General features: G+C 62.6%; 23 protein-coding genes. 11 read left to right on the top strand and 12 right to left on the bottom strand.

The window, feature by feature from the left end; all coding sequences use genetic code 11:
- Positions 1 to 32: 32 nt before the first annotated feature.
- From HX830_RS27830 to HX830_RS27850, 5 genes are all read right to left on the bottom strand, one after another.
- Complete coding sequence (locus HX830_RS27830) at positions 33 to 2,231, bottom strand: diguanylate cyclase (RefSeq protein WP_177103890.1); 2,199 nt, start codon at positions 2,229 to 2,231, stop codon at positions 33 to 35.
- Between the two features lie 17 nt (positions 2,232 to 2,248).
- Entirely contained in the window at positions 2,249 to 3,109 is an 861-nt protein-coding gene (locus HX830_RS27835) for an endonuclease/exonuclease/phosphatase family protein (RefSeq protein ID WP_177103892.1), read from the bottom strand.
- Between the two features lie 10 nt (positions 3,110 to 3,119).
- Positions 3,120 to 3,767 carry a thiol:disulfide interchange protein DsbA/DsbL gene (locus HX830_RS27840; protein WP_103496277.1) on the bottom strand — a complete coding sequence of 216 codons (648 nt, stop codon included), beginning with the start codon at positions 3,765 to 3,767 and terminating at the stop codon, positions 3,120 to 3,122.
- A gap of 206 nt (positions 3,768 to 3,973) precedes the next feature.
- Positions 3,974 to 4,579: a c-type cytochrome gene (locus HX830_RS27845; protein WP_152736526.1), complete on the bottom strand. Its 606-nt coding sequence runs from the start codon at positions 4,577 to 4,579 to the stop codon at positions 3,974 to 3,976.
- Positions 4,580 to 4,624: 45 nt separating this feature from the next.
- Positions 4,625 to 4,915: a c-type cytochrome gene (locus HX830_RS27850; protein WP_103496275.1), complete on the bottom strand. Its 291-nt coding sequence runs from the start codon at positions 4,913 to 4,915 to the stop codon at positions 4,625 to 4,627.
- Positions 4,916 to 5,104: 189 nt separating this feature from the next.
- Between HX830_RS27850 and yihA the strand changes: the two genes are divergently transcribed.
- Complete coding sequence (gene yihA / locus HX830_RS27855; protein WP_103496274.1) at positions 5,105 to 5,749, top strand: ribosome biogenesis GTP-binding protein YihA/YsxC; 645 nt, start codon at positions 5,105 to 5,107, stop codon at positions 5,747 to 5,749.
- Between the two features lie 427 nt (positions 5,750 to 6,176).
- Here yihA and polA read toward each other — a convergent pair whose 3' ends face one another.
- Positions 6,177 to 8,996 (bottom strand): DNA polymerase I, encoded by a 2,820-nt coding sequence (gene polA / locus HX830_RS27860; RefSeq protein ID WP_177103894.1) that lies wholly within the window; start codon positions 8,994 to 8,996, stop codon positions 6,177 to 6,179.
- A gap of 74 nt (positions 8,997 to 9,070) precedes the next feature.
- Here polA and HX830_RS27865 point away from each other — a divergent pair, with 74 nt between their 5' ends.
- Both HX830_RS27865 and HX830_RS27870 read left to right on the top strand, forming a co-directional pair.
- Entirely contained in the window at positions 9,071 to 9,361 is a 291-nt protein-coding gene (locus tag HX830_RS27865; protein WP_103496272.1) for a DUF2782 domain-containing protein, read from the top strand.
- 56 nt (positions 9,362 to 9,417) lie between these two features.
- Positions 9,418 to 10,368: a homoserine kinase gene (locus HX830_RS27870; protein ID WP_177103896.1), complete on the top strand. Its 951-nt coding sequence runs from the start codon at positions 9,418 to 9,420 to the stop codon at positions 10,366 to 10,368.
- Positions 10,369 to 10,458: 90 nt separating this feature from the next.
- Here HX830_RS27870 and HX830_RS27875 read toward each other — a convergent pair whose 3' ends face one another.
- Positions 10,459 to 11,379, bottom strand: a complete 921-nt coding sequence (locus HX830_RS27875; RefSeq protein WP_177103906.1) for a zinc ABC transporter substrate-binding protein — start codon at positions 11,377 to 11,379, stop codon at positions 10,459 to 10,461.
- 66 nt (positions 11,380 to 11,445) lie between these two features.
- Here HX830_RS27875 and zur point away from each other — a divergent pair, with 66 nt between their 5' ends.
- From zur to HX830_RS27895, 4 genes are read left to right on the top strand one after another with little or no spacing between them, the layout of a single operon-like run.
- Positions 11,446 to 11,928, top strand: a complete 483-nt coding sequence (zur, locus tag HX830_RS27880; RefSeq protein ID WP_103496269.1) for a zinc uptake transcriptional repressor Zur — start codon at positions 11,446 to 11,448, stop codon at positions 11,926 to 11,928.
- On the top strand, positions 11,928 to 12,716 hold the full coding sequence (znuC, locus tag HX830_RS27885) for a zinc ABC transporter ATP-binding protein ZnuC (RefSeq protein ID WP_103496268.1): 789 nt from the start codon (positions 11,928 to 11,930) through the stop codon (positions 12,714 to 12,716). The genes zur and znuC overlap by 1 nt, the downstream gene beginning before the upstream one ends.
- A complete protein-coding gene (gene znuB / locus HX830_RS27890; RefSeq protein ID WP_100940005.1) occupies positions 12,709 to 13,497 on the top strand; it encodes a zinc ABC transporter permease subunit ZnuB in 789 nt (262 codons plus the stop codon). The genes znuC and znuB overlap by 8 nt, the downstream gene beginning before the upstream one ends.
- Positions 13,498 to 13,534: 37 nt before the next feature.
- On the top strand, positions 13,535 to 14,251 hold the full coding sequence (locus HX830_RS27895) for a PA5502 family lipoprotein (protein ID WP_103496267.1): 717 nt from the start codon (positions 13,535 to 13,537) through the stop codon (positions 14,249 to 14,251).
- 58 nt (positions 14,252 to 14,309) lie between these two features.
- Here the strand turns inward: HX830_RS27895 and HX830_RS32665 are convergent, their stop codons facing one another.
- Complete coding sequence (locus HX830_RS32665; RefSeq protein ID WP_177103908.1) at positions 14,310 to 16,331, bottom strand: RICIN domain-containing protein; 2,022 nt, start codon at positions 16,329 to 16,331, stop codon at positions 14,310 to 14,312.
- Positions 16,332 to 16,816: 485 nt separating this feature from the next.
- On the opposite strand from HX830_RS32665, the gene HX830_RS27905 reads away from it, so the two are divergent.
- From HX830_RS27905 to HX830_RS27915, 3 genes are all read left to right on the top strand, one after another.
- On the top strand, positions 16,817 to 17,824 hold the full coding sequence (locus tag HX830_RS27905; RefSeq protein ID WP_103496265.1) for a methionine ABC transporter ATP-binding protein: 1,008 nt from the start codon (positions 16,817 to 16,819) through the stop codon (positions 17,822 to 17,824).
- Positions 17,824 to 18,498 (top strand): methionine ABC transporter permease, encoded by a 675-nt coding sequence (locus HX830_RS27910; protein WP_103496264.1) that lies wholly within the window; start codon positions 17,824 to 17,826, stop codon positions 18,496 to 18,498. The genes HX830_RS27905 and HX830_RS27910 overlap by 1 nt, the downstream gene beginning before the upstream one ends.
- A 67-nt stretch (positions 18,499 to 18,565) precedes the next feature.
- Positions 18,566 to 19,339: a MetQ/NlpA family ABC transporter substrate-binding protein gene (locus HX830_RS27915; protein WP_177103910.1), complete on the top strand. Its 774-nt coding sequence runs from the start codon at positions 18,566 to 18,568 to the stop codon at positions 19,337 to 19,339.
- 134 nt (positions 19,340 to 19,473) lie between these two features.
- Here the strand turns inward: HX830_RS27915 and HX830_RS27920 are convergent, their stop codons facing one another.
- Positions 19,474 to 20,334 (bottom strand): LysR family transcriptional regulator, encoded by an 861-nt coding sequence (locus HX830_RS27920; RefSeq protein ID WP_177103912.1) that lies wholly within the window; start codon positions 20,332 to 20,334, stop codon positions 19,474 to 19,476.
- A 105-nt stretch (positions 20,335 to 20,439) separates the two neighbouring features.
- On the opposite strand from HX830_RS27920, the gene HX830_RS27925 reads away from it, so the two are divergent.
- Positions 20,440 to 20,865 (top strand): VOC family protein, encoded by a 426-nt coding sequence (locus HX830_RS27925; RefSeq protein ID WP_103496261.1) that lies wholly within the window; start codon positions 20,440 to 20,442, stop codon positions 20,863 to 20,865.
- A 3-nt stretch (positions 20,866 to 20,868) separates the two neighbouring features.
- Here the strand turns inward: HX830_RS27925 and HX830_RS27930 are convergent, their stop codons facing one another.
- From HX830_RS27930 to HX830_RS27940, 3 genes are read right to left on the bottom strand one after another with little or no spacing between them, the layout of a single operon-like run.
- Positions 20,869 to 21,504 carry an SCO family protein gene (locus HX830_RS27930; protein ID WP_177103914.1) on the bottom strand — a complete coding sequence of 212 codons (636 nt, stop codon included), beginning with the start codon at positions 21,502 to 21,504 and terminating at the stop codon, positions 20,869 to 20,871.
- Positions 21,501 to 22,400: a heme o synthase gene (cyoE, locus tag HX830_RS27935; protein ID WP_177103915.1), complete on the bottom strand. Its 900-nt coding sequence runs from the start codon at positions 22,398 to 22,400 to the stop codon at positions 21,501 to 21,503. Before cyoE ends, HX830_RS27930 begins: the two co-directional genes overlap by 4 nt.
- Positions 22,388 to 23,467, bottom strand: coding sequence for a COX15/CtaA family protein (locus HX830_RS27940; protein WP_152736533.1), 1,080 nt, complete (start codon positions 23,465 to 23,467; stop codon positions 22,388 to 22,390). The genes cyoE and HX830_RS27940 overlap by 13 nt, the downstream gene beginning before the upstream one ends.
- Positions 23,468 to 23,477: the final 10 nt, after the last annotated feature.

The following is a 23,477-nucleotide window of genomic DNA, read 5'->3' on the forward strand; positions in this document are numbered from 1 at the left end:
GACGCCATCGCCAGCAAGCCGGCCCCTACAACTCAGCCTTGTTCGATGCGGTTACGCCCGGCATTCTTGGCCCGGTAAAGCGCCTCATCGGCCCTTTTCAGCGCATGGTCGCTGCGCTCGCCGGTCTTGAACGCCGACAGCCCGACCGACACGGTGATGGTCACGCGCTCGCCCTTGAAGTGGAACGGACAGGCCTCGATGGCCGCGCGCAGGCTCTCGGTCAATTTGAGCCCCGCGGTGACCGAGGTATCGGGCACCAGCAGGACAAACTCCTCGCCGCCGAAACGGGCAATGAAGTCTCCGGCACGCAGGCGCTTGCGCAACTCGCCGGCAATGATCTTCAGCACCTTGTCACCGGCCAGGTGGCCGTAGTTGTCGTTGATCCGCTTGAAGTGATCGAGATCGAGCATGGCGATCAGCAGGGTGTTGCCGTGCTGCTGCCACTGCGCCATTTCCTGCTCCAGGCGCTCGCTCCAGGCCGCACGATTGGGCAGGCCGGTCAGCGGGTCGACCAGGGCTTTCTGGCGTTGCTCCTCAAGGTGGTCACGATAGCCCTGGGCCTCCTGCTCCATATGCGCCACGCGTTCGGCCAGGCTTTGCAGGCGCACGGCAACCTCCTGCTCGCGGATGGCCCGCTGTTGCTGGTGCTGGTCCATGGTGCCCAACAAACCTTCGAGGCGATTTTCCAGGACATGCTTGAGGCTTTCCAGGTCCGCGGCATCCTGCACGCTGCTTTGCAGGCTATCGACATGCTCGCGCAACTGGCTGTGCAGCTCGTTCGCCGCCGTACGCCCTTCGGCATGCCCGGCACTGGCCGCCTGCAGGTTGCTCTGGAACGACTCCAGGCGTTCGTTGAGTTGCTTGAGGTAGATCTGGAAATCGTGTTGACCGCTGTCGTTGATCGCCAGCATCAACACCGCCAGATCATCGAGGATCGGCAGCAATTCGTACCAGTTCAACCCATGTTCGAGGCGGTGGCGCATGGCTTCGGCATGGGCCTGGTGACGTTCGGGCAGGGTCAGGTCATCGAGCAGGCCCAACAACGTCGACTCGATATGTTCGGCCACCGAGCTGTAGGACGGTTCCGGGGATTCGGGCAAGGCGAACAGCACATCCGGCTCGGGGTACTCCGGGTCGACGGCCGCCAGCGCCTCAGCCATCACCGGGGGCAACGGCAGGCTGTCGATAAACACCGTAGGCGCGGGATGCGGCGCAGGGGCTGGCGCTTCAGCCGGGGCGGCCGCCTTGACGGCAGGCGTGGGCACCATGTTGGGCTCGACAGCCAGAATCGGCGGTTGCCCGGCCGAGCTCGCCATAGCCACGGATGGCACTTCGGGCACCGCCTCGGCGACAGCGGCAGACGGCTCCGGCTGCACCACCTGCGGCACATAGGCCACCGCATCGACGGGCTTGGCCGCGGGCACCAGCTCGGGCTCAGTAGCGGACGGCGATGCCGACACCGGCACTTCGAGCTCGGCTGGCGCTGCGGCCTCAACTGGGGCAACAGGGGCGGGGGCGGGCGCCGCTGCCGGCTCGACGGCAGGGGCCGCTACGGGTACAGGTGGTGTGGGTGCGGGTGCATGAACAGCCTCCGGCACTTGAAGCTCGGGGTCACGCGCCACGGGTTCGACCGCGTGGCTCGGAACCTGTTCGGCCCCGGCGGGCTGGGCCGGCGACTGACCCGGGGTGGCTTCTGGCGGATTCTCCTTGCCACCGAACAACCGTTGCAACAGGCCGGGACGCCCTGGCTCGGCCGGCTGCTCAAGCTGCGTCAGTGCCTTGCCTTGCAAACCACTGAGCTCGCTGAGCAGCAACGGGATTTCCCGCGCCTGGCCGGCACGGCCCTCAAGCTGCTTGGCGAAGTTCTTCAGCGGCCGCCGGACTTCACGGGTCAGCGGCAAGGATTGCAGCTGGGTCACCAGCGAGGTCAACGCGGTGCTCACCTGTTCGGCGCGGGTCTCGCGACGCTGTTCGGAGTCGAGCACGGCTTTTTCCAAGCGAGGCAGCAGCGCCGCGAGGCCCGCGTCCATATCGTCACTGCGGATGATATCGCGCATTTCCTTCATGCACTGGTCGACCGCGCGGTCGGTCCCTTCCGCCGCCAGGGTGCTGCGCACCAGCCCACGGCGAAGCAGGTCCAGACGGGCGTCCCAACGACGCTCGAGCTTTTCCTGTTGTTCGATGCTTTTAAGGTATTTCTCTTTCCAGCGTTCGACTTCTTCGCTGCTCATGCCGGCGTCCGCGAGATTTAGCTACTCAAGGCCGGCAACGTATCAGAACCGATGGAGCCTGGCAGGCGAATTTCGACGGCCACCGGCAAATGATCGGAAATAGGTTGGGCCAGCACCTCGACTCGCTCCAGCGTCAGGCTGGGGCTAAGCAGAATGTGGTCCAGGCAACGTTGTGGACGCCAGCTGGGAAACGTGGCTTCCACCTGCGGTGCGAGCAAACCGAGGTCGCGTAAAGGCGAGTGTAGCAGCAGGTCGCTGGCCTGGGTGTTCATGTCGCCCATGAGCACCAGATGCCGAAAACCGCCGATCAGCTCGCGGATATAGGCCAGTTGCCGGGTACGCGCCCGCGCCCCCAGGGCCAGGTGCATCATCACCACCACCAAGGCTTCCGAGCCCTCGCCAAAGCGCACGAGAATGGCTCCGCGCCCGGCCGGCCCCGGCAAGGGATGATCCTCGATCGCCGAGGGCCGCAAACGGCTCAGCACGCCATTGCTGTGCTGGCCCAGGCGCCCGAGGTTGCGATTGAGTTGCTGGTACCAGTAGGGAAAGGCCCCGAGCTGGGCCAGGTGCTCGACCTGATTGATATAGCCTGAACGCAGGCTGCCACCGTCGGCCTCCTGGAGGGCCACCAGGTCGAAATCGGCGAGCAGGCCGCCGATCTTCTGCAGGTTGTCCGCCCGCCCGGTATGGGGCAGCAGGTGTTGCCAACCACGGGTCAGGTAATGTCGATAACGCTGGGTGCTGATGCCCACCTGGATATTGAAACTGAGCAGGCGCAGGCGGTTGTCCGCCGGCAGGCCGGTGCTCTCCAGGTGACGCTCGTTGACCTTGGGCTCATGCAGGCCAACGAGACGCTCCGTCCCCCAGCGCCCGATCACGGCGGCGGCCTTACTTGGCCGCCGTCATGGCGGCCCGCTCCTTGGCGATCAGCTGGTCGGCGACATTCAGTGCGGCTTCTGGACCACCAGCAGTGCCGAGGTCGAAGCGGTACTTGCCGTTGACGATCATGGTCGGTACGCCACTGACTTCATACTTCTTGGCCAGATCACGATACTGGGCCATCTTGCCCTTCACGGCGAAAGAGTTGAAGGTTTCCAGGAACTTGGTCTTGTCTACGCCTTGGGTGGCGACAAAGTCAGCCATGTCGTCAGGCTTGACCAGCTGCTTGTGTTCCTTCTGGATGGCATTGAACACTGCGGCGTGGACCTTATGCTCGACACCCATGGTGTCCAGGGTCACGAAGAGCTGGCCGTGGGCATCCCAGGGGCCTCCGAACAACGCCGGAATACGCACGAAATTCACATCGCTGGGCAGCTTCTCGACCCAAGGGTTGATGGTCGGCTCAAAAGCGTAGCAATGCGGGCAGCCGTACCAGAACAACTCGACCACTTCGATTTTGCCCGGCTCGGCAACCGGTACAGGGTTGCTCAGTTCCACGTAGGTCTTGCCGGCCTCAAGTGGCACATCGGCGGCCTGGGCCGTCATGCCGAACAGGCTGGCGGTGACGAGTGCGGCGCTGAGAATCAGATTACGCATGCTTTGCTCCTGGACATGGAAAGTGGCCCCAGACGCGACCTGTAACTCAGACAGACCGGTGCGGGCTCTAGTTCGATAATTAGTGTAACGGCAGCGGCCACAAAAAAGGGCGGCCAAGGCCACCCTTTTATCGTTGCAGCAGCGGATTAATCGATCATTAACGTTGCCAAAGATGACAATCCCCCGCGAACCTGACCGTCAGAGCCTCAGTGCAGGCCCTGTACGTAGTTGGAAACGGCTTCGATATCCTTGTTGCTCATCTTCGCGGCGATGCTGCGCATGATCATGGTATCGCCGTCGTTGGTGCGGTTGCCTTCACGGAAGTCGGTCAACTGCTTGGCGATGTATTGCGCGTGCTGGCCACCCAGGTGCGGGAAACCGGCAGCGGCGTTGCCCGCGCCATTGGGCGAGTGGCAACCGATGCAGGAGGGCATGCCCTGGTCCAGTTTGCCGCCGCGGAACAGCTCTTCGCCGTGGGCCACGACCTTGGGATCGGCGGCGCCGACGCTGCCTTGCTGGCTGGAAAAGTAGGCGGCGATATCGGACAGGTCCTGATCGCTCAGGTTGGTCAGCAGGCCGGTCATTTCCAGCACCGTGCGCTTGCCCGACTTGATATCCTGCATCTGCTTGGTCAGGTAGCGCTCGCCCTGGCCGGCGAGTTTCGGAAAGTTGGGGGCCATGCTGTTGCCGTCGGGCCCATGGCAGGCTCCGCAGACAGCGGCCTTGGCCTGACCGGCCTTGGCATCGCCGGCGGCCTGGGCCAGGCCTGTGATCCCCAGGGTCAACAGCAGACTCACGATCAGTTTGTTCATCAGCTAATCCAACTACGGCTAAGGGTTAAGAGTTATGGACCGGGCTTACTCGCTCATCCACTGGATGATGCTTCGGTAATCCTCGGTACTGCAGTCCATGCACAAACCACGCGGCGGCATCGCCTTGAAACCCTGGGTCACGTGTTGCACCAGCGTCTCCATACCTTGCGCCAATCTTGGCTTCCAGGCCGCCTGGTCACCCTTTTGAGGGGCCATCGGCAGCTGTCCGGCATGGCAGGCACCACAAACACGGTTGTACACGGCTTCCGGATCCTGTGTAGCCTGCGCGCTGTAAAGCGGCATCAAGAGCCCGGCGGCCAGCAGCCATTGGGTCATCAATGACCTTCTCAGGGTTGGGAACGTACCGCGTTCTACTGCGCGGTCTAGGTCTATCGCCCCCGTGGGCCTTATCCTATGCAGGGACAAAGCACACACAAAATCTGCGGCATTATATACTGGCGCTACTGAAACGGAAATGACACTGCTGCCGCGTCCATCCCCGGCACCGCCCATATCGGAAATCCCATGCAACTCAAGAACCCCATTCTCGGCCTGTGCCAACAGTCCACCTTCATGCTCAGCGCCGCCAAAGTCGACCAGTGCCCGGACGACGAAGGTTTTGAAGTGGCCTTTGCCGGCCGTTCCAACGCCGGCAAATCCAGCGCCCTCAACACCCTGACCCATGCGAGCCTGGCGCGCACCTCGAAAACCCCGGGTCGCACACAGCTATTGAACTTCTTCAAGCTAGACGATGATCGGCGTCTGGTCGACCTGCCGGGCTACGGATATGCAAAAGTTCCTATTCCGCTGAAGCTGCACTGGCAGCGTCACCTGGAAGCCTACCTGGGTGGCCGGGAGAGTTTGAAGGGTCTGATCCTGATGATGGACATCCGCCATCCGATGACCGACTTCGACCTGTTGATGCTCGATTGGGCGGTGGCCAGCGGCATGCCGATGCACATCCTGCTGACCAAGGCCGACAAGCTGACCTACGGCGCGGCGAAGAACACCTTGCTCAAGGTCCAGGCGGAAATCCGCAAGGGCTGGGGTGACGCCATCAGTATCCAGCTGTTCTCGGCGCCCAAGCGCCAGGGCCTGGAAGAGGCCTACACTGTATTGGCGGACTGGATGGAACTGGCGGACAAGGGCGCAGAAGCGGCGGCGGAATAAGGCTCGCTTTTGAGGCCCGACAGACGGACACCAAACTGGCTGTGGTGCGCTCAGGCAAGGCAAAAGCGCGGCGTGAAAGGCGAAGTTTACTGGCTGTAAATGAGTCTTTCACGCCGCGCTTTTAACGCAGCATGAGCGTGCCACAGCCAGTTTGGGGGCAAAAAAAACCCCGGACTTCGTATGGGGAGGGGAAGTTCGGGGTCCAAGTTCCGAACCGCTAGGGCGGCGTCCGGAATATCTGCCAACACTTAACACAACATAGGAGCATCGAAGGGCTTCACCAGCCATTCAGTAACTCTGAGTGTCGTTTTGCCGATTTAGTTCCGAAAATCTTCAAAAACTATTTGGCATAAGTGCCGCCTATTTCTGAACTAATGGCCTTTCGATGGTGTTTTGCCGCGACGCCATGTCGCGGCAAATGTCGGACTCAGTGCGCCTCATCCCAGTTGTTGCCCACGCCCACATCCACCAGCAACGGCACATCCAGCTGCACCGCGCCGCTCATGTAGGCGCGAATCTTCTCGCTGACCTCTTCCACCAGATCCTCACGCACCTCCAGCACCAGTTCATCGTGCACCTGGAGGATGACCCGGGCATCCAGGCCGGATTCGCAGAGCCAGTTATCCACCGCCACCATGGCCTTCTTGATGATGTCCGCCGCCGTACCCTGCATCGGCGCGTTGATCGCCGTGCGCTCGGCGCCGGCACGCTCCTGGGGCCGGTTGGAGTGGATCTCCGGCAAGTACAGCCGACGCCCGAACAGGGTTTCGACATAACCCTGCTCCGAGGCCTGGCCGCGGGTGCGCTCCATGTATTCGCGAACCCCCGGGTAGCGAGCGAAATACACGTCGATGTAAGCCTTGGCGGTCTTGGTGTCGACGCCGATGTCCTTGCCCAGCTTCTGCGCGCCCATGCCATAGATCAGGCCGAAGTTGATGGCCTTGGCGCTGCGGCGCTGGTCGGACGTCACCGCGCCCAACTCGACCTTGAACACTTCCGCCGCCGTCGCCGTGTGCACGTCGAGGTTGTGGCGGAAGGCATTGAGCAGGCCTTCGTCCTTGGACAGGTGAGCCATGATCCGCAGTTCGATCTGCGAATAGTCTGCTGCCAGCAGCTTGTAGCCCTTCGGCGCGATGAACGCCTGGCGAATGCGCCGGCCCTCGGCGGTGCGCACCGGGATGTTCTGCAGGTTCGGATCGCTGGAGGACAAGCGTCCGGTGGCCGCCACCGCCTGGTGGTAGGAGGTGTGGATACGCCCGGTACGCGGATTGATCTGTTCCGGCAGGCGATCGGTGTAGGTGCTTTTCAGCTTGCTCATGGAGCGGTACTGCATCAGCACCTTGGGCAACGGATAGTCATCCTCGGCCAGCTTGGCCAGTACTTCTTCAGCCGTGGACGCCTGCCCCTTGCCGGTCTTCTTCAGCACCGGCAGGCCGAGTTTTTCGTAGAGGATCGCGCCCAACTGCTTGGGCGAGCCAAGATTGAACTCTTCGCCGGCGATCACGAACGCCTCGCGCTCCAGCTCCACCATCTTCTTGCCCAGCTCGATGCTCTGCACGCCGAGCAAATCGGCATCCACCAGCGCGCCCTGGCGCTCGATCCGCGCCAGCACCGGCACCAGCGGCATTTCGATATCGGTGAGCACACTGAGCAGGCTCGGCACGGCGGCCAGTTGCTCATGCAAGGCCTGGTGCAGGCGCAAGGTCACGTCGGCGTCTTCGGCGGCATAGGGCCCGGCCTGTTCCAGGGCGATCTGGTCGAAGGTCAGTTGCTTGGCGCCCTTGCCGGCGATGTCCTGGAAGCTGACGGTGTCGTAGTCGAGGTACTTCTTCGCCAGGCTGTCCATATCGTGCCGGGTCGCCGTGGCATTGAGCACGTAGGACTCGAGCATGGTGTCGAAGGCGATGCCGCGCACCGTGATACCGCACGCCGGGTCGCCGCCGATGGCGCAATTGGCGAGGATATTCATGTCGAACTTGGCGTGCTGGCCGACCTTGAGCTTTTCCGGGTCTTCCAGCAGCGGCTTCAAGGCCCGCAACACGCTGTCGCGATCCAGTTGCTGCGGCGCATCGATGTAGGAATGGGTCAGCGGCACATAGGCCGCTTCATTGGCCTGTACGGCGAAGGAAACACCGACCAACTGTGCCTGCTGCGCGTCGATCCCGGTGGTTTCGGTGTCGAAGGCAAAGAGCTTGGCGCCCTTGAGTTTCTCCAGCCAGGCATCGAAGCGGGCCTGGTCGAGGATGGTTTCGTATTGTGGCTCACTGGGAGCCTCGGCCACTGGCGGGGCAGCGTCCGCCGGCCCGGCGTCGAAGAGCCCGGCGTTGTCCGCCGCAGGCGCCGCCGCAGCGGCCAACTCAATGCGCTTGGCTTCGCGCTGCAACTCGTCGATCCAGCTCTTGAATTCCAGCTCGGCATACAGCTCGGCGAGCTTTTCCCGATCCGGCTCGCCCAGGTGCAGGTCGTCCAGGCCGATCTCCAGCGGCACGTCGACCTTGATGGTCGCCAACTGGTAGGACAGGAACGCCATCTCCTTGTGCTCAAGCAACTTGGCCGGCAAGGTCTTGGCCCCGCGAATCGGCAGGTTCGGCACCTGGTCGAGCTGCTCGTAGAGTTCTTTCAAACCACCGTTGACCCCCACCAGCAAGGCCACGGCGGTTTTCTCGCCGACCCCCTTGACTCCGGGAATGTTGTCGGAAGAGTCACCCATCAACGCCAGCAGATCGATGATCTGCTCGGGAGCGACGCCAAACTTCGCCTTTACGCCCTCCACATCCATCGAGGTTTCGTTCATGGTGTTGACCAGCGTAATGTGCCCGTCGACCAACTGCGCCATGTCCTTGTCACCGGTGGAGATCACCACCGGACGGTCAGCGGCCGCGCTACTGCGGGCCAGAGTGCCGATCACATCGTCGGCTTCCACGCCTTCCACGCACAGCAACGGGAAGCCCATGGCACGCACGCTGGCGTGCAACGGCTCGATCTGCACGCGCATATCGTCGGGCATACTCGGGCGGTTGGCCTTGTAGTGGGCATACATTTCATCGCGAAAGGTCCCGCCCTTGGCGTCGAAAACCACCGCGAAGGGGCTTTGCGGATACTGTTTGCGCAGGCTTCTGAGCATGTTCAGCACGCCCTTGACCGCCCCGGTGGGCAACCCCTTGGACGTGGTGAGCGGCGGCATCGCGTGGAAGGCGCGATACAGGTAGGAAGAACCGTCCACCAGGACGAGAGGAGCTTGGTTCATGAGTACGATCAACCTTTTCGGCGGGTGCGGCGCTAGAATAGCCGGACCGTTGACGACAAAGGGACAAGGTTATCATGCGTAAACTCAATCGCCTGTTATTGGGCGGCTTGCTTGCGCTCGCGCCGCTGGCCGTCATGGCCGCGTCGGATGCGCCTTCAGCCGAACCAGAAGTGACGATTCACACGGAAGGTGACAAAACGATCCAGGAATACCGGGTAAATGGCTTTCTGTACGCCATCAAGGTCACCCCCAAAGGTGGCAAGCCCTACTTTCTGGTCCGTGCCGATGGTACTGATGCAAACTATATCCGCTCGGACCAGCCCGATATGCTGATTCCAGCGTGGAAGATCTTCGAGTGGAAGTAAGCCCTTAACTTTAATCGGCGCCGCCTTGAGCGGCGCCCGTACTGGCAGTTTTAACCATGTCTGTGTTCACCCCCCTGGCTCGGCCCGAGCTGGAAACCTTTCTCGCCCCTTATGGGCTCGGTCGTCTGCTCGATTTCCAGGGAATTGCCGCCGGCAGTGAAAACACCAATTTCTTCATCAGCCTGGAGAAGGGTGAATACGTCCTGACCCTGGTTGAACGCGGACCGGTGCAGGAAATGCCGTTCTTCATCGAACTGCTCGACGTGCTGCATGATGCCGACCTGCCGGTTCCCTATGCCTTGCGCACCACCGACGGCCAGGCCCTGCGCGAACTGGCCGGCAAGCCGGCGTTGCTGCAACCGCGACTGGCCGGCAAGCACATCAAGGTGGCCAACGCCCAGCACTGCGCCCAGGTCGGCGAGCTGCTCGGTCATCTGCACCTGGCGACCCGTGACAGGATCATAGAGCGCAAGACCGATCGCGGCCTGGACTGGATGCTCGAAGAGGGCGAGAAGCTGAAGTCGCACCTGGACGAGGAGGCGCGCGGCTTGCTGCAAGCGGCGCTGGAGGAGATTGGCCGGTACAAGGCGCAGATCCTCGCGCTGCCAAGGGCCAACCTGCACGCCGACCTGTTCCGCGACAATGCGATGTTCGAAGGCACCCACCTGACCGGATTGATCGACTTCTACAACGCCTGTTCCGGGCCGATGCTCTACGACGTGGCCATTGCCTTGAACGACTGGTGTTCGGATGACGCCGGGGTACTCGACGGGCAACGGGCCCGGGCACTGTTGGGCGCGTATGCCGGTCTGCGGCCGTTTACCGCGAGTGAAGCCGAGTTGTGGCCGACCATGTTGCGGGTGGGCTGTGTACGTTTCTGGCTGTCGCGGCTGATTGCCGCCGAGTCCTTTGCCGGGCAGGACGTGCTGATCCATGACCCCATGGAGTTCCAGCGCCGCCTGGCCCAGCGCCAGCAGGTCAGCTGCTCGTTGCCGTTCGCATTGTAGGAGCGAGCTTGCTCGCGATGGTAGTCCAGGCGCCGCGGGGCATCAGGTTCCCCGCGTTATCGTTGACGGCCATCGCGAGCAAGCTCGCTCCTACAAGTGCTCCAGGCATCCCGCCAGGTCATTGCCGAGTTTCTCCAGCACCTGCTCATAGCCATGGGCCGACGCCGGCGTGTAGCCACCCAGGGCATCCAGCTCGGCCAGCTTCACCGGCAAGCCGCTCACCAGGGTTTCCGCCAGGCGCGGACGCAACGGCGGCTCACTGAATACACAGGTCTTGCCCACTTCCTGCAAACGCGTGCGCATCGCCGCCACGTGCTGGGCGCCCGGCTGCACTTCGGCGGCCACGCTGAACACGCCGGTGTGCTTGAGCCCATAGGCATCCTCGAAGTAATCGAAGGCCTCATGGAAGACAAAGTACGGCTTGCCCACCACATCCGCCAGACGCGCCTTCAACCGCGCATCCAGGTCATCGAGCCGCGCATCGAAGGCCTTCACGTTGCCTTGATAGCGCTGCGCATTGGCCGGATCGGCCGCACTCAGGTCCGCGGCCATGCGCGCGGCAATCACCCGGGCATTCACTGTCGATAGCCACAGGTGCGCATCCAGCGTGCCCGGGCGATGATCGTGATCATGCTCGTCGGCATCTTCAGCGTGGGAGTGGCTATCTTCGGCGAACCGGCGCAACTTCATCCCCGCCAGGTCCTGCACCGCGACGGTTGGCAGGCTGCGGCCCTTGAGCACCCGGGGCAGGAAGCTTTCCATGTCCGGGCCGATCCAGTAGAGCAAATCCACCGACTGCACCTTGCGTACATCGGAAGGCCGCAACGCGTAGTTGTGCGGCGAAGCGCCCGGCGGCAGCAGTACTTCAGGGGTGTCGACGCCCTCCTGCACGGCGGCGGCAATCAACTGCAGGGGCTTGATGCTGGTCAGTACGCTGACTTGCGCCTGAACCGGGGAAATCACCAACAAACTGGCACTGATCGCGACAAAAAAGGCAAAAAGACGGGGCACGATGAACACTCAAGGCGGCAGGAACAGGTAACATAATAACGTCTCTCACAAACGCCGTCGCCGCTCATGCCCAAAACCCCTCTCGCCAGTCGTCCCCATGATCACTCTCACTGCGTGCACAGCGCGCTGTCCGACGCCGATGCCCTGTGCGCACGCCAGGGCCTGCGCCTGACCGCCCTGCGGCGGCGGGTGCTCGAGCTGGTCTGGCAGAGCCACAAGCCCCTGGGCGCCTATGACATCCTCGCGGTACTGAGCGAGCAGGACGGCCGCCGCGCCGCGCCGCCGACCGTCTACCGCGCCCTGGACTTCCTGCTGGACAACGGCCTGGTCCATCGCATCGCCTCGCTCAACGCCTTTGTCGGCTGCAACCATCCGGAACATGCCCACCAGGGCCAATTCCTGATCTGCCGCCAGTGCCACGCCGCCATCGAGCTGGAACAAAAAGCCATCAGCGACGCCATTATCGGCAGCGCCCGCGACGTCGGTTTCGCCGTCGAGGCCCAGACCGTCGAAGTGATCGGGCTCTGCTCGGGTTGCCAGGGGGCCTGATGAGCACTGCGCTGATTCGCCTCGAGCAGGTGGGCGTGACCTTTGCCGGGCAGAACGTGCTCGACAATATCCACCTGAGCGTCGAGCCCGGGCAGATCGTCACCCTGATCGGCCCCAACGGCGCCGGCAAGACCACCCTGGTGCGCGCCGTGCTCGGGCTGCTCAAGCCGGATCGCGGGACGGTCTGGCGCAAGCCGAAACTGCGGGTCGGCTATATGCCGCAGAAACTCCATGTCGACCCGACCCTGCCGCTGTCGGTGCTGCGCTTCCTGCGCCTGGTGCCGGGCGTCGACCGCGCGCGGGCCATGGCGGCCCTGGGCGAAGTCGGTGCCGAACAGGTGATCGACAGCCCGGTGCAAAGCATCTCCGGCGGCGAAATGCAGCGGGTGCTGCTGGCCCGCGCGCTGTTGCGCGAACCGCAACTGCTGGTGCTCGACGAACCCGTGCAAGGCGTCGATGTCGCCGGCCAGGCCGAGCTCTACAGCCTGATCACCCGCCTGCGCGACCGCCACGGCTGCGGCGTACTGATGGTCTCCCACGACTTGCACCTGGTGATGAGCACCACCGACCAGGTGGTCTGCCTCAATCGCCATGTCTGCTGCTCCGGCCATCCCGAGCAGGTCAGCGGCGACCCGGCCTTCGTCGAGCTGTTCGGGCAGAACGCCCAGAGCCTGGCGATCTATCACCACCACCATGACCACGCCCACGATCTGCACGGTGCCGTGGTCAGCGACGCGGCCCCGGCGGCCCACACCCACGTTCATGGAGAAAGCTGCAAGCATGGCTGATTTCCTGCTCTACGCCCTGCTTGCAGGCTTGGCCCTGGCGCTGGTGGCGGGCCCGTTGGGTTCGTTCGTGGTCTGGCGGCGCATGGCCTATTTCGGCGACACCTTGTCCCACGCGGCCCTGCTCGGCGTGGCCCTGGGCTTTCTGCTGGACGTCAGCCCGACCCTGGCGGTGACCGTCGGCTGCCTGCTGCTGGCGGTGTTGCTGGTGACCTTGCAACAACGCCAGCCCCTGGCCTCCGACACCCTGCTGGGGATTCTTGCACCGAGCACCTTGTCCCTCGGCCTGGTGGTACTAAGCTTCATGCATGAAGTGCGGATCGACCTGATGGGTTACCTGTTCGGCGACCTGCTGGCCATCAGCACCACCGACCTGTACTGGATCCTCGGTGGCAGCGCGGCGGTGCTGGTGCTGTTGATCAGCCTCTGGCGGCCGCTGCTGGCGATCACCGTGCATGAAGAACTCGCCACGGTGGAAGGCTTGCCGGTGGCGTCGTTGCGCATGGCGCTGATGCTGCTGATCGCGGTGGTGATTGCAGTGGCGATGAAGATCGTCGGCGTGCTGCTGATCACCTCTTTGCTGATCATCCCGGCCGCCGCCGCCCAGCGCCACGCCCGTTCGCCGGAGCAGATGGCCCTGGGTGCCAGCCTGCTCGGCATGCTCGCGGTGTGCGGTGGTCTGGCGCTGTCCTGGTTCAAGGACACCCCGGCGGGGCCGTCCATCGTGGTCACGGCCGCCGGCCTGTTTCTGCTGAGTTTTGTCCTGCCACGCAGAGGGGTGTAGACTTGCTCGTTTTTTGCGCAATTAGAGAGTCGCAGGAATGAAGCCGTTCGCCTCCCGTTATCTGCTCCTTGTCGCATTTTCCCTGCTGCTGGGCGCCTGCCAGAGCACCCCGCCGGTGGACACCTCGGTGCCCGATGCCCGGGTCGCGGCCATCGCCGCGCTGGAGCAGAGCATCAGCAGCAATGAACTGGCCACTGCCGAGGACCAATTGGGTGCCTTGCAGACGCAGTCGCCGGACGATCCCCAATGGGTGACCTACCAGCGGCAGCTGGCCGAAGCCTATTTGCAACGCAGCCAGATCGTCCTGCAAAAAGGCGACGTCAACGCCGCCGCCACGGCCCTGAGCCGTGCCCGGGCACTGATGCCCAAGGCACCGGCCCTGACCGGCGGGGTCAACGGTGCGATTGCCCAGGCACGCAAGGCCGAGCTGGAAAAGGCCGAGGCCGCGCTCAAGGCTGCCGAAGCCAAGCCGGCGGCGCGCTTGATCGACCCGAGCGCCGAGAGCAGCACCATTGCCCTGAACATCCAGGACATTGCGCAACTGCGCAAACAGATGGATGCGCTGGCGGCGGACGTGGTGAATTACCAGTGCACGGTGACCTTCCAGGTGCCGCGCACCCAGGATTACCCGTGGCTGGCGACCTTGCTGGAAAAACGTGTGAAGAAGCTCGATGCCGATTTTGCGCTGACGATCGACAAGCAGATCGACCGGCAGGTGAAGGCCCAGGTGGTCTTGAGCCCACGCAAGCCTTGAAGCCGGCGCCCGCCGCTTGCTCCTCAAGCGGCGGGTGAAACATTATCCGAGCCCGCGATTACAGCCCATCACGCAGTATCTCGATACGCCACCGCTGACGTGCATCGATAGGGTTTCTGTAGGTCGAGACCCAGTCCGGGCTGACCTGCGGTGAAACACCATTTTCGTTGGGCATCACGTCGCCCGCCGAAGGCGCTCCGGGATAACTGGCCCACGGGATATTGAAGCGGTTGAAGGCGTTGACCGGCACATCGTCGAAGGCCATCGAGCCGTCCGGCTTTGCCGAGGGTCGCGTCCCCTGGACAAACAGGCGCCAGTCCAGGTTATAGAGCGAATGAATCCGGTCGGCACGCCACTCCCATTGTTGGCGATTGTCGATACGGCAGGTTTCAGTCGACAGCGCACCCGAGCGCTCCTGCAACGCAAGGCACTTTCCAGACCCACGGTTTACATAACGACTTTCCGAGTCGAGTCCCCATAGATGGCTTTTTTGCTGGGCATTGCACGCGGCAAGCGTCACCGTGCTCCCCGACTCGACCAGGCATCTTCCGGCACCGTCCTGGGAGCGGATAAGCACCGACATCTCGCGAGTCAGGTAAGGGCTTGATAAATCCAGGACAAACTCACTGTTATGGGCATAGTTGACCAATTCGCTCCTCTTCTTGATCTGGGTCCGATCCCGCCACCATTCATCCAGTTGGAGGTCATAGCCGGCACCGACTATCACTTTCGCATTGCCGCTGTAACTGCCCGGTAACTCCCAGACACTGTAGGTTTCCAGGCTGGCCTGGCGCATCATCGGCGTCATGCGACTCTCTGTCAGAATCGGCCCGTTGGCGGTGACCCTGTCAATCAACGCACTTCTGAGACGAGGTGCGATGGGGGCCACCCAATGCGCGCCGCGGTTATTTGACGATGCCAACAACGAGTAGTCCTTGAAGCTGGTCGCCAGGGTTTTGCTATTGGTGTGCTCATAACTGGCACCCAGACTGAAAGGGGATTTGGCCACGTAGGTGGCCTTATCCGTCGCTCCGGGCCCGAACTCGGCACCTACCGAGCCACCGATGGTGAAACCACGGGTCTGCGTCTCGTTGTAACTGAACTCCGTTCGGCCATCACTCGGGGGAGCAAATCTCACCAGGCCCGGACCGGCACCGGCGGCCTCGACCATATGGCTTACCCGGTACGTCTGGGGCAGATAGGAGGCCCAGAGATTCCTGACACCGGGTATCGGTGTGAGAATGCCATTTCTCTCCGATTTAATCGTCGTTGGATTACCCTTGATAATAATGAACTTCTTGTCTTGAGCGCGCAGGGCACTTCTGATGATCTCGATATTGGCCAATGTCGAGACTTCACCCCTGCGGCCCGTTTGAGACAAGTTGAATGTCAGGCTCGGCACCGCTGTAAAATCCGAAGAACTTACTTGCACCGGAGCACCGGCAGGTGGATGCTCTGCCGATCCCTGTAATGTCGCGACGCCTTCTTCCGCCTCAGTGGCCGTATGCCCATCTTGCCCGGACTGCCACTTCAGCACTTGTTCTTCGAGTGCGGCAATCTGTTCCTGCGTGTTCAAATCATCGAAACCCTGGACCTCTACCTGGGCGTTATTTTTTCGGTAAAACAGCGTATAGCGCGAGGAACCGGCGATACCAAACAAAGCGGCAACCTGCCCCTTCAACTCGGCATTATCACCGTCCATTTTCAGCAAAACAGGTATCTGCTCGGCAAACAGCTGACCCACCTTGGCCTGAACGTCCTCATCTTGCGTAACGGCCGCGATATCCAGATAAGCCAAGGCAATACCTGCCCGCTGCCGCTCTATCTCCTCGGGCTCCAGGGCATCGGCCATCAGGCGTGGCCAGGCCTCAAACGTCTCCGGAAGCACCTGTGCGGAAGGGGGGCCGAACATCAGCAGTTTTTGAGAGGAGATAATATTCTGGGCGCTCGACGAACCCGTCGAACTATCACTGGCGGCTGCGATATTATGAATCGACAGGGCAAGCAAACCCATAACCATGGTCTTGAGTGGTTTCAATGCGATCACCTTATTTATTGTTTCCAAACTTATCGGAAACACGGAAATTCCGTGTCAAACAAATAAAACGACTAAGGCCATCCATTGCTTTCCGGCTAAACACTCAATTCACAAATTTCAATCAAGAAACTTGTAACACCCGAAGATAACACCCCACTTCGGGAGCCGGATTAGTTAAAAGCCTACTTGAACAAAAACAACAAGTCTCGGAAAAAGCCGATTCAAAATATTAACATCCAGAAGCCGAATTGGATCCACTCGCTACTATAAGACCCTGAACTTCACACAAAAGAAACCTCCTACACAACACAGCACAATCGATGTAAACCCGTTACCCGCTGATGGGGAGACTGCCAGCCAATACCGCCACTCGACGGCGCTCGGCGCGACGACCGCCGCTGATCGAGATATGCCCAAATTAAAGGTAGAATGCGAAATAAATGCTAAGACGACCTATACGGACAGGCTAAAATGCCCGCCCGGCTAACCGCTGACCTTTTTCCATTGCGCCCCACAAGGTTCGCTACGTGATCGAGTTTCATAACGTCCATAAAACCTACCGGGTCGCCGGTAAGGATATTCCCGCCCTGCACCCCACCAACCTGCGGGTTGAGAACGGCCAGGTCTTCGGCCTGATCGGTCATTCCGGCGCGGGAAAAAGTACCCTGCTGCGCCTGATCAATCGCCTGGAAGCCCCCAGCGGCGGCCAGATCATCGTCGACGACGAAGAGGTCACGGCGCTCGACGCCAATGGCCTGCGGCGTTTCCGCCAACAGGTCGGGATGATCTTCCAGCACTTCAACCTGCTGGCCTCCAAGACCGTGGCCGACAACGTCGCGCTGCCGCTGACCCTGGCCGGCGAGCTGTCCCGGCGCGAGATCGACCAGCGGGTCGCCGAACTCTTGCAACGGGTCGGCCTGTCCGACCACGCGAAGAAATACCCGGCCCAGTTGTCCGGCGGCCAGAAGCAGCGCGTCGGCATTGCCCGCGCCCTGGCGACCAAACCGAAGATCCTGCTGTGCGACGAAGCCACCAGCGCCCTCGACCCGCAAACCACCGCGTCGGTCCTGCAACTGCTGGCCGAGATCAATCGCGAGTTGAAGCTGACCATCGTGCTGATCACCCATGAAATGGACGTGATCCGCCGGGTCTGCGACGTGGTCGGGGTGATGGATGCCGGCGTGATCGTCGAACAGGGTCCGGTGGCCGAGGTGTTCCTGCACCCCAAGCACCCGACCACTCGCCGCTTCGTCCAGGAAGACGAACAGATCGACGAAAGCGAGCAGCGTGACGACTTCGCCCATGTGCCGGGCCGTATAGTGCGTCTGACCTTCCAGGGCGAAGCCACCTACGCGCCGCTGCTGGGTACCGTCGCCCGTGAAACCGGCGTGGACTACAGCATCCTTGCCGGGCGCATCGACCGCATCAAGGACACCCCTTATGGGCAACTGACGCTCGCCGTCACCGGCGGCGACATGGAGGCCGCCTTCGCGCGCTTCACCGCCGCCGACGTCCATATGGAGGTACTGCGCTGATGGACCTGTTTCTGAATTTCTTCGCCAACGTCGACTGGGCGGATATCTGGGAAGCCACAGGCGATACCATGCTGATGCTCGGCACCTCGCTGGTGTTCACCATCCTGCTGGGCCTACCCCTGGGGATCCTGCTGTTCCTCTGCAGCCCGCGCCAGTTGCTGGAGCAGAAGGCTACCTACGCGATCCTGGCCTTCGTGGTGAACGTGGTGCGCTCGCTGCCATTCATCATCCTGCTGATCGTGATGATTCCGTTCACCGTGCTTCTCACCGGCACCTCCCTGGGCGTGGCCGGGGCCATCCCGCCGCTGGTGATCGGCGCCGCGCCGTTCTTCGCGCGGCTGGTGGAAACCGCGCTGCGCGAAGTCGACCGGGGCATTATCGAAGCCACCCAGGCGATGGGCGCGACCACCCGCCAGATCATTCTCAATGCGCTGTTGCCGGAAGCCCGGCCGGGCATTCTCGCGGCGATTACCGTGACCGCCATTACCCTGGTGAGCTATACCGCCATGGCCGGTGTGGTCGGTGCCGGCGGCCTCGGCGACCTGGCGATCCGCTATGGTTACCAGCGTTTCCAGACCGATGTCATGGTGGTCACGGTGATCATGCTGATCGTCCTGGTGCAGGTGCTGCAGAGCATCGGCGACCGGCTGGTGGTGCACTTTTCCCGTAAGTAAAATCCGCTTTTTACACCTGAATAAGCCGGCCCCAGGCCGGCATGCGCCCCTCACATGGAGTCGTTCGATGAAAAAACTGATTGCTGCCTTTGCCGCCGTTGCCGCCCTCTCGGCCCACGCCGCCGAAACCCTGACCGTTGCCGCCTCGCCGGTCCCCCACGCGGAAATCCTCGAGTTCGTCAAACCGGTCCTGGCCAAGGAAGGCGTGGACCTGAAGGTCAAGGTCTTCACCGACTACGTGCAACCGAACGTGCAAGTGGCCGAGAAACGCCTGGACGCCAACTTCTTCCAGCACCAGCCGTACCTGGATGAGTTCAACAAGAGCAAGGGCACCCACCTGGTCAGCGTTGCCGGCGTGCATGTGGAGCCCCTGGGCGCCTACTCCAGCAAGTACAAGAAACTCGCCGACCTGCCAGGCGGCGCCAATGTGGTGATCCCGAACGACGCCACCAACGGCGGCCGCGCCCTGCTGCTGCTGCAGAAAGCCGGTCTGATCAAGCTGAAGGACGCCACCAACATCCTGTCGACGCCCAAAGACATCGTCGAGAACACCAAGGACCTGAAGATCCGCGAACTGGAAGCCGCCACCCTGCCGCGCGTGCTGACCCAGGTCGACCTGGCCCTGATCAACACCAACTACGCCCTGGAAGCCAAGCTGGACCCGGCCAAGGACGCACTGATCATCGAGGGTAGCGACTCGCCGTACGTGAACATCCTGGTGGCCCGCGAGGACGACAAGGATTCGGACGCGATGAAGAAGCTGGTCGCGGCGCTGCACAGCCCTGAAGTGAAAGCCTTCATCCTCGAGAAGTACAAGGGCGCGATCGTACCGGCGTTCTAAGCCACACAGTTAAGACCGAACACCGTTCCTGTAGGAGCAGGGCTTGCCCGCGAAGCTTTTAGTGGCCTTCAGGGCCGCGGGCAAGCCCTGCTCCTACAAGGGTTGGTGCCGTTTGCAAGGAATCGAACAGGCCGTTATACCGGCTGACGCAGACACTCCAGCAGACAATCCAGCGCCGGCTGCCGCTGGGCGCGACGCAACACCGCGATCAACTGCCGCTCGAAAGTCAGCGCCCCCAACCCGATCACTCGCAACTGATCCGCCCGCTGCAACCACAGTCCCGCCCGGGGCACCAGCGACACCCCCAGCCCGCACTCCACCATCCGCGCAATCGCTTCCAGCTCATCCAGCTCCAGCGCATCGCGTACCTGTATCCGCTGTTCCCGCAGAAACTGACTGACCAGCCGCCCGCCAAAGGATGCCCGGTCATACCGTACGAACGGCTGCTCGGCGAGCAATTGCAGCGGGTCATCACCCGGCAGATGCAGCGGCGCGATCAGCACAAAGGGCTCGCTGGCCAGGGGAATCTCCAGCAACTCCTTGGGCAGCTCGAACGGCGGCTTGATCAACAGCGCCAGGTCCAGCTCACCGGCATCCACCTGGCCCAGCAGATTGAGGGAAACCCCCGGCACCAGCTTCAACTCCACCCGTGGCGCCGCCTGGCGAAAGCGCGGCAAGGCCTGGGGCAACAAACCGGTCTGCACCGTGGCAATGGCGCCGATACGCAACTCCCCCTGCCACTCGGCGGCGCTCGTCGACAGGGCCATCTGCCCGTACAAGGCGAGGATCTGCTCGGCCAGGGGCAGCGCATGGCGACCCGCCGCATTCAGCACGGCAGCCCGCCCACTGCGGTCGAACAGGCGCACCCCGAGGTTCTGCTCCAGCACGCGCATCTGCGCGCTGACCGCCGACTGGGTCAGCCCCACCTGCTGGCCGGCGGCGACAAAGGTGCCTTCGCGGGCAACGCGGATAAAGGTCTTGAGTTCACGAAGCATGGCTTACTCAACAAAAATAGTCGGGCTCGGAAACAAGAATATGCGCTTTTCAGCAAAATAATCATCGCTACACTGAAAGCTCCTTCCCCCAGCCTGGTATCCGACATGGCGCTTTCACCCTTCCACCTGGCAATCCCGGTCCATGACCTGGCCGCGGCCCGACATTTCTACGGCGATGTTTTTGCCTGCCCGGAAGGACGCAGCAGCGATCACTGGGTGGACTTCGACTTCTTCGGTCATCAGTTGGTGATTCACTACCAGGCCAAGACGGCGGCCCAGGAACAGGCGTTGAGCAACCCGGTGGACGGCCACGACGTGCCGGTACCGCATTTCGGCGTGGTGCTGGAATGGGAAACCTGGGAAGCGCTGGCCGAGCGCCTGAAAGAGAAGGGCACCCGGTTCGTGATCGAACCCTACGTGCGCTTCAAGGGGCAGGTGGGCGAACAGGCAACCATGTTCCTGTTCGACCCGTGCGGCAATGCCCTGGAGTTCAAGGCCTTCAAGGATATCGGGCAGATGTTTGCCAAATAGCGGCTACTTGCGCGTGAGCAAACCCGGCAACTGCGCCACCAGCTTCTGGTTGTTCAGCGGCGCGCGGATAAAGCCGCGCTGGGTACCGTCCGGCCCGACGATCGCCAGGTTGCCACTATGGTCGACGGTGTAGTTGGGCTTGCTGGTGTCCGCCGGAATAAACGGAATGCTCAGCGCATTGGCGACCTTCTGCAGGTCGTCGATCGAACCCGCCGTCAGCCCGCGGAAATCCGGATCGAAATACCCCAGGTACTGCTTGAGCTGCTGCGGCGTATCGCGGTTCGGGTCGACGCTCACCAGGATCACCTGCAACTGGCCGACCACGTCCTTGGGCAACTCGCTCTTGATCTGGCGCAACTGGGCGAGGGTGGTCGGGCAGATGTCCGGGCAGAAGGTGTAGCCGAAGAACAGCAGGCTCCACTTGCCCTTGAGCTCGTCGACCTGCACCGGCTGGCCGTTCTGGTCGGTCATCTTCACCCCGGGCAGCGAACGGCTCTGGGGCAGCAGGATGATCCCCGCATCGATCATCGCCGTGGGCTCGCCCTGGCGCTGGTTATGGATCACTTTGTTGACCGTCAGGCCCAGGACCAGGGCCACCACGGCGACGAGAATAAAAACGGTTTTCTGAACTCGAGTCATAGATTCAACAATAGGTAGTGATCGACAAGCAGCGCGATAAACAGCAGGAACAAGTAGTAGATAGAGTACTTGAAGGTGTTGATCGCCGCATGCGGCTGACTGCCACGGTACAGCACCCACGCCCAGTTCAGGAAACGCGCGCCCAGGAGCGTGGCGCAGACCAGGTAGAGCAGGCCGCTCATGTGGATCACGAACGGCAGCAGGCTGACCGCCAGCAGGACACAGGTGTAGAGCAGGATATGCACCTTGGTGTAATGCTCGCCATGGGTCACCGGCAGCATCGGGATATCCGCCTTGGCGTACTCTTCCTTGCGGTGGATGGCCAGGGCCCAGAAATGCGGCGGGGTCCAGGCGAAGATGATCAGCACCAGCAACAGCGGTTCGGCGCTGACATGACCGGTGGCCGCGACCCAGCCGAGCAACGGCGGCGCCGCCCCGGCCAGGCCGCCGATCACGATATTCTGCGGCGTGGCGCGCTTGAGAAAGCCGGTGTAGATCACCGCGTAACCGAGCAGGGACGCCAGGGTCAGCCAGGCCGTCAGCGGGTTGGTGAAACTCAGCAGCAAGGCCTGCCCGAGCACCGCGAGGACCAGCGCGAAACTCAGCGCCGCCGCCGGCGATACCCGGCCCTGGGCCAGCGGCCGCTTGTGGGTGCGGGCCATCAGCGCATCGATGCGCCGATCCACCACATGATTGACCACCGCCGCGCCGCCGGCACACAGGGCGATGCCCAGGTTGCCGAACACCAGCACGGTCCAGGGCACGCCGGCACGGGTCGCGAGAAACATGCCCACCAGCGAGGTAATCAGCATCAGCACCACCACCTTGGGTTTGGTCAGCTCCAGGTAGTCGCGCCAGAGCGCCTGGGCCTGGGCCTCACCGATTACAGTCGCCACGGCATTTCTCCCTTGATCGTGATGGGCGCATGGACCGCTTTGATCGGGCTCAGACGCCAGCGTGCCGGCGCTTGCGCGCGCACCCGGACCAGCGCGGTACGCGCGTGGTAATTGACCAGCACCAGCGTCAGCAACAAGGCCGCGCCGCCAGCATTGTGCGCCACGGCCACCGGCAGCGGCAGATGAAAGTAGACATTGCTCAGGCCCAGGCAGATCTGCGCCGCCAGCGCCAGCAGCAGCAACCCGGCGAGCCGGGTCATGCCCACCGCCCGCAGTTGCCAGGCCAGGCCTAGCAGCACCAGGGCCACCAACAGGGCGCCGATGCGGTGGGTCAGGTGAATGGCCGTGCGCGCATCGCTGTCGAGCTGGCCGCCCAGGTAGTTGGGGCCGATATGCTGGGTGAGGTGAAAACCATTGGCGAAATCCGCGTTCGGCCACCATTGCCCGTGACAGGTCGGCAGGTCGATACAGGCCACCGCCGCATAATTGGAACTGACCCAGCCGCCGAGGGCGATCTGCAGAATCACCAGCAGCAACCCGGCCGTGGCCCAGCGCTGCAAACGCCGTGGCACCGCCAGCGCCGGCAGCACGCCGGACAGGCGCAAGGTCAGGAGGAACAGCAGGCTCAAGGTGGCAAAACCGCCGAGCAGATGCGCCGTGACCACCTGGGGCCAGAGCTTGAGGGTGACCGTCCACATGCCGAAGGCCGCCTGGGCGAAGACCACTCCCAGCAGGAACAGCGGCAGCTTCAGTGGTTGCCCGTCACGCCGGCGTTCATGCCAGGAGCGTGCGGCCAGCAGCACGATCAGCAGACCCAGGGTCCCGGCGAAGTAGCGATGGACCATCTCGTTCCAGCCCTTGTGGGCTTGCACCGGGGTATCGGGAAAATGCAATTCGGCATGGGCCAGCTGGGCTTCGCTCTGGGGCACGCTGATAAAGCCGTAGCAGCCCGGCCAGTCGGGGCAGCCCAGGCCGGCGTGGGTCAGCCGGGTGTAGGCGCCCAGCAGGACGACAATCAGCGCCAGCAGCGTGGCGAACAGCGCGAGGCGAAATCCAGGTTTGGCCATGACGATGCCC

This window comes from Pseudomonas gingeri (genome assembly GCF_013385425.1).
GTDB lineage: Bacteria > Pseudomonadota > Gammaproteobacteria > Pseudomonadales > Pseudomonadaceae > Aquipseudomonas > Aquipseudomonas gingeri_D.

Excerpts from the sequence above, each read along its gene's own strand:
- HX830_RS27830 (WP_177103890.1), bottom strand. The coding sequence starts at position 2,231 with ATGAGCAGCGAAGAAGTCGAACGCTGGAAAGAGAAATACCTTAAAAGC.
- HX830_RS27915 (WP_177103910.1), top strand. The coding sequence starts at position 18,566 with ATGAAAAAACTGATTGCTGCCTTTGCCGCCGTTGCCGCCCTCTCGGCC.
- zur (WP_103496269.1), top strand. The coding sequence starts at position 11,446 with ATGCCCAAAACCCCTCTCGCCAGTCGTCCCCATGATCACTCTCACTGC.
- HX830_RS27895 (WP_103496267.1), top strand. The coding sequence starts at position 13,535 with ATGAAGCCGTTCGCCTCCCGTTATCTGCTCCTTGTCGCATTTTCCCTG.
- HX830_RS27845 (WP_152736526.1), bottom strand. The coding sequence starts at position 4,579 with ATGAACAAACTGATCGTGAGTCTGCTGTTGACCCTGGGGATCACAGGC.
- znuC (WP_103496268.1), top strand. The coding sequence starts at position 11,928 with ATGAGCACTGCGCTGATTCGCCTCGAGCAGGTGGGCGTGACCTTTGCC.
- HX830_RS27920 (WP_177103912.1), bottom strand. The coding sequence starts at position 20,334 with ATGCTTCGTGAACTCAAGACCTTTATCCGCGTTGCCCGCGAAGGCACC.
- HX830_RS27840 (WP_103496277.1), bottom strand. The coding sequence starts at position 3,767 with ATGCGTAATCTGATTCTCAGCGCCGCACTCGTCACCGCCAGCCTGTTC.
- yihA (WP_103496274.1), top strand. The coding sequence starts at position 5,105 with ATGCAACTCAAGAACCCCATTCTCGGCCTGTGCCAACAGTCCACCTTC.
- HX830_RS27925 (WP_103496261.1), top strand. The coding sequence starts at position 20,440 with ATGGCGCTTTCACCCTTCCACCTGGCAATCCCGGTCCATGACCTGGCC.
- HX830_RS27930 (WP_177103914.1), bottom strand. The coding sequence starts at position 21,504 with ATGACTCGAGTTCAGAAAACCGTTTTTATTCTCGTCGCCGTGGTGGCC.
- HX830_RS27870 (WP_177103896.1), top strand. The coding sequence starts at position 9,418 with ATGTCTGTGTTCACCCCCCTGGCTCGGCCCGAGCTGGAAACCTTTCTC.
- HX830_RS27940 (WP_152736533.1), bottom strand. The coding sequence starts at position 23,467 with ATGGCCAAACCTGGATTTCGCCTCGCGCTGTTCGCCACGCTGCTGGCG.
- HX830_RS27865 (WP_103496272.1), top strand. The coding sequence starts at position 9,071 with ATGCGTAAACTCAATCGCCTGTTATTGGGCGGCTTGCTTGCGCTCGCG.
- HX830_RS27910 (WP_103496264.1), top strand. The coding sequence starts at position 17,824 with ATGGACCTGTTTCTGAATTTCTTCGCCAACGTCGACTGGGCGGATATC.
- HX830_RS27850 (WP_103496275.1), bottom strand. The coding sequence starts at position 4,915 with ATGACCCAATGGCTGCTGGCCGCCGGGCTCTTGATGCCGCTTTACAGC.
- polA (WP_177103894.1), bottom strand. The coding sequence starts at position 8,996 with ATGAACCAAGCTCCTCTCGTCCTGGTGGACGGTTCTTCCTACCTGTAT.
- znuB (WP_100940005.1), top strand. The coding sequence starts at position 12,709 with ATGGCTGATTTCCTGCTCTACGCCCTGCTTGCAGGCTTGGCCCTGGCG.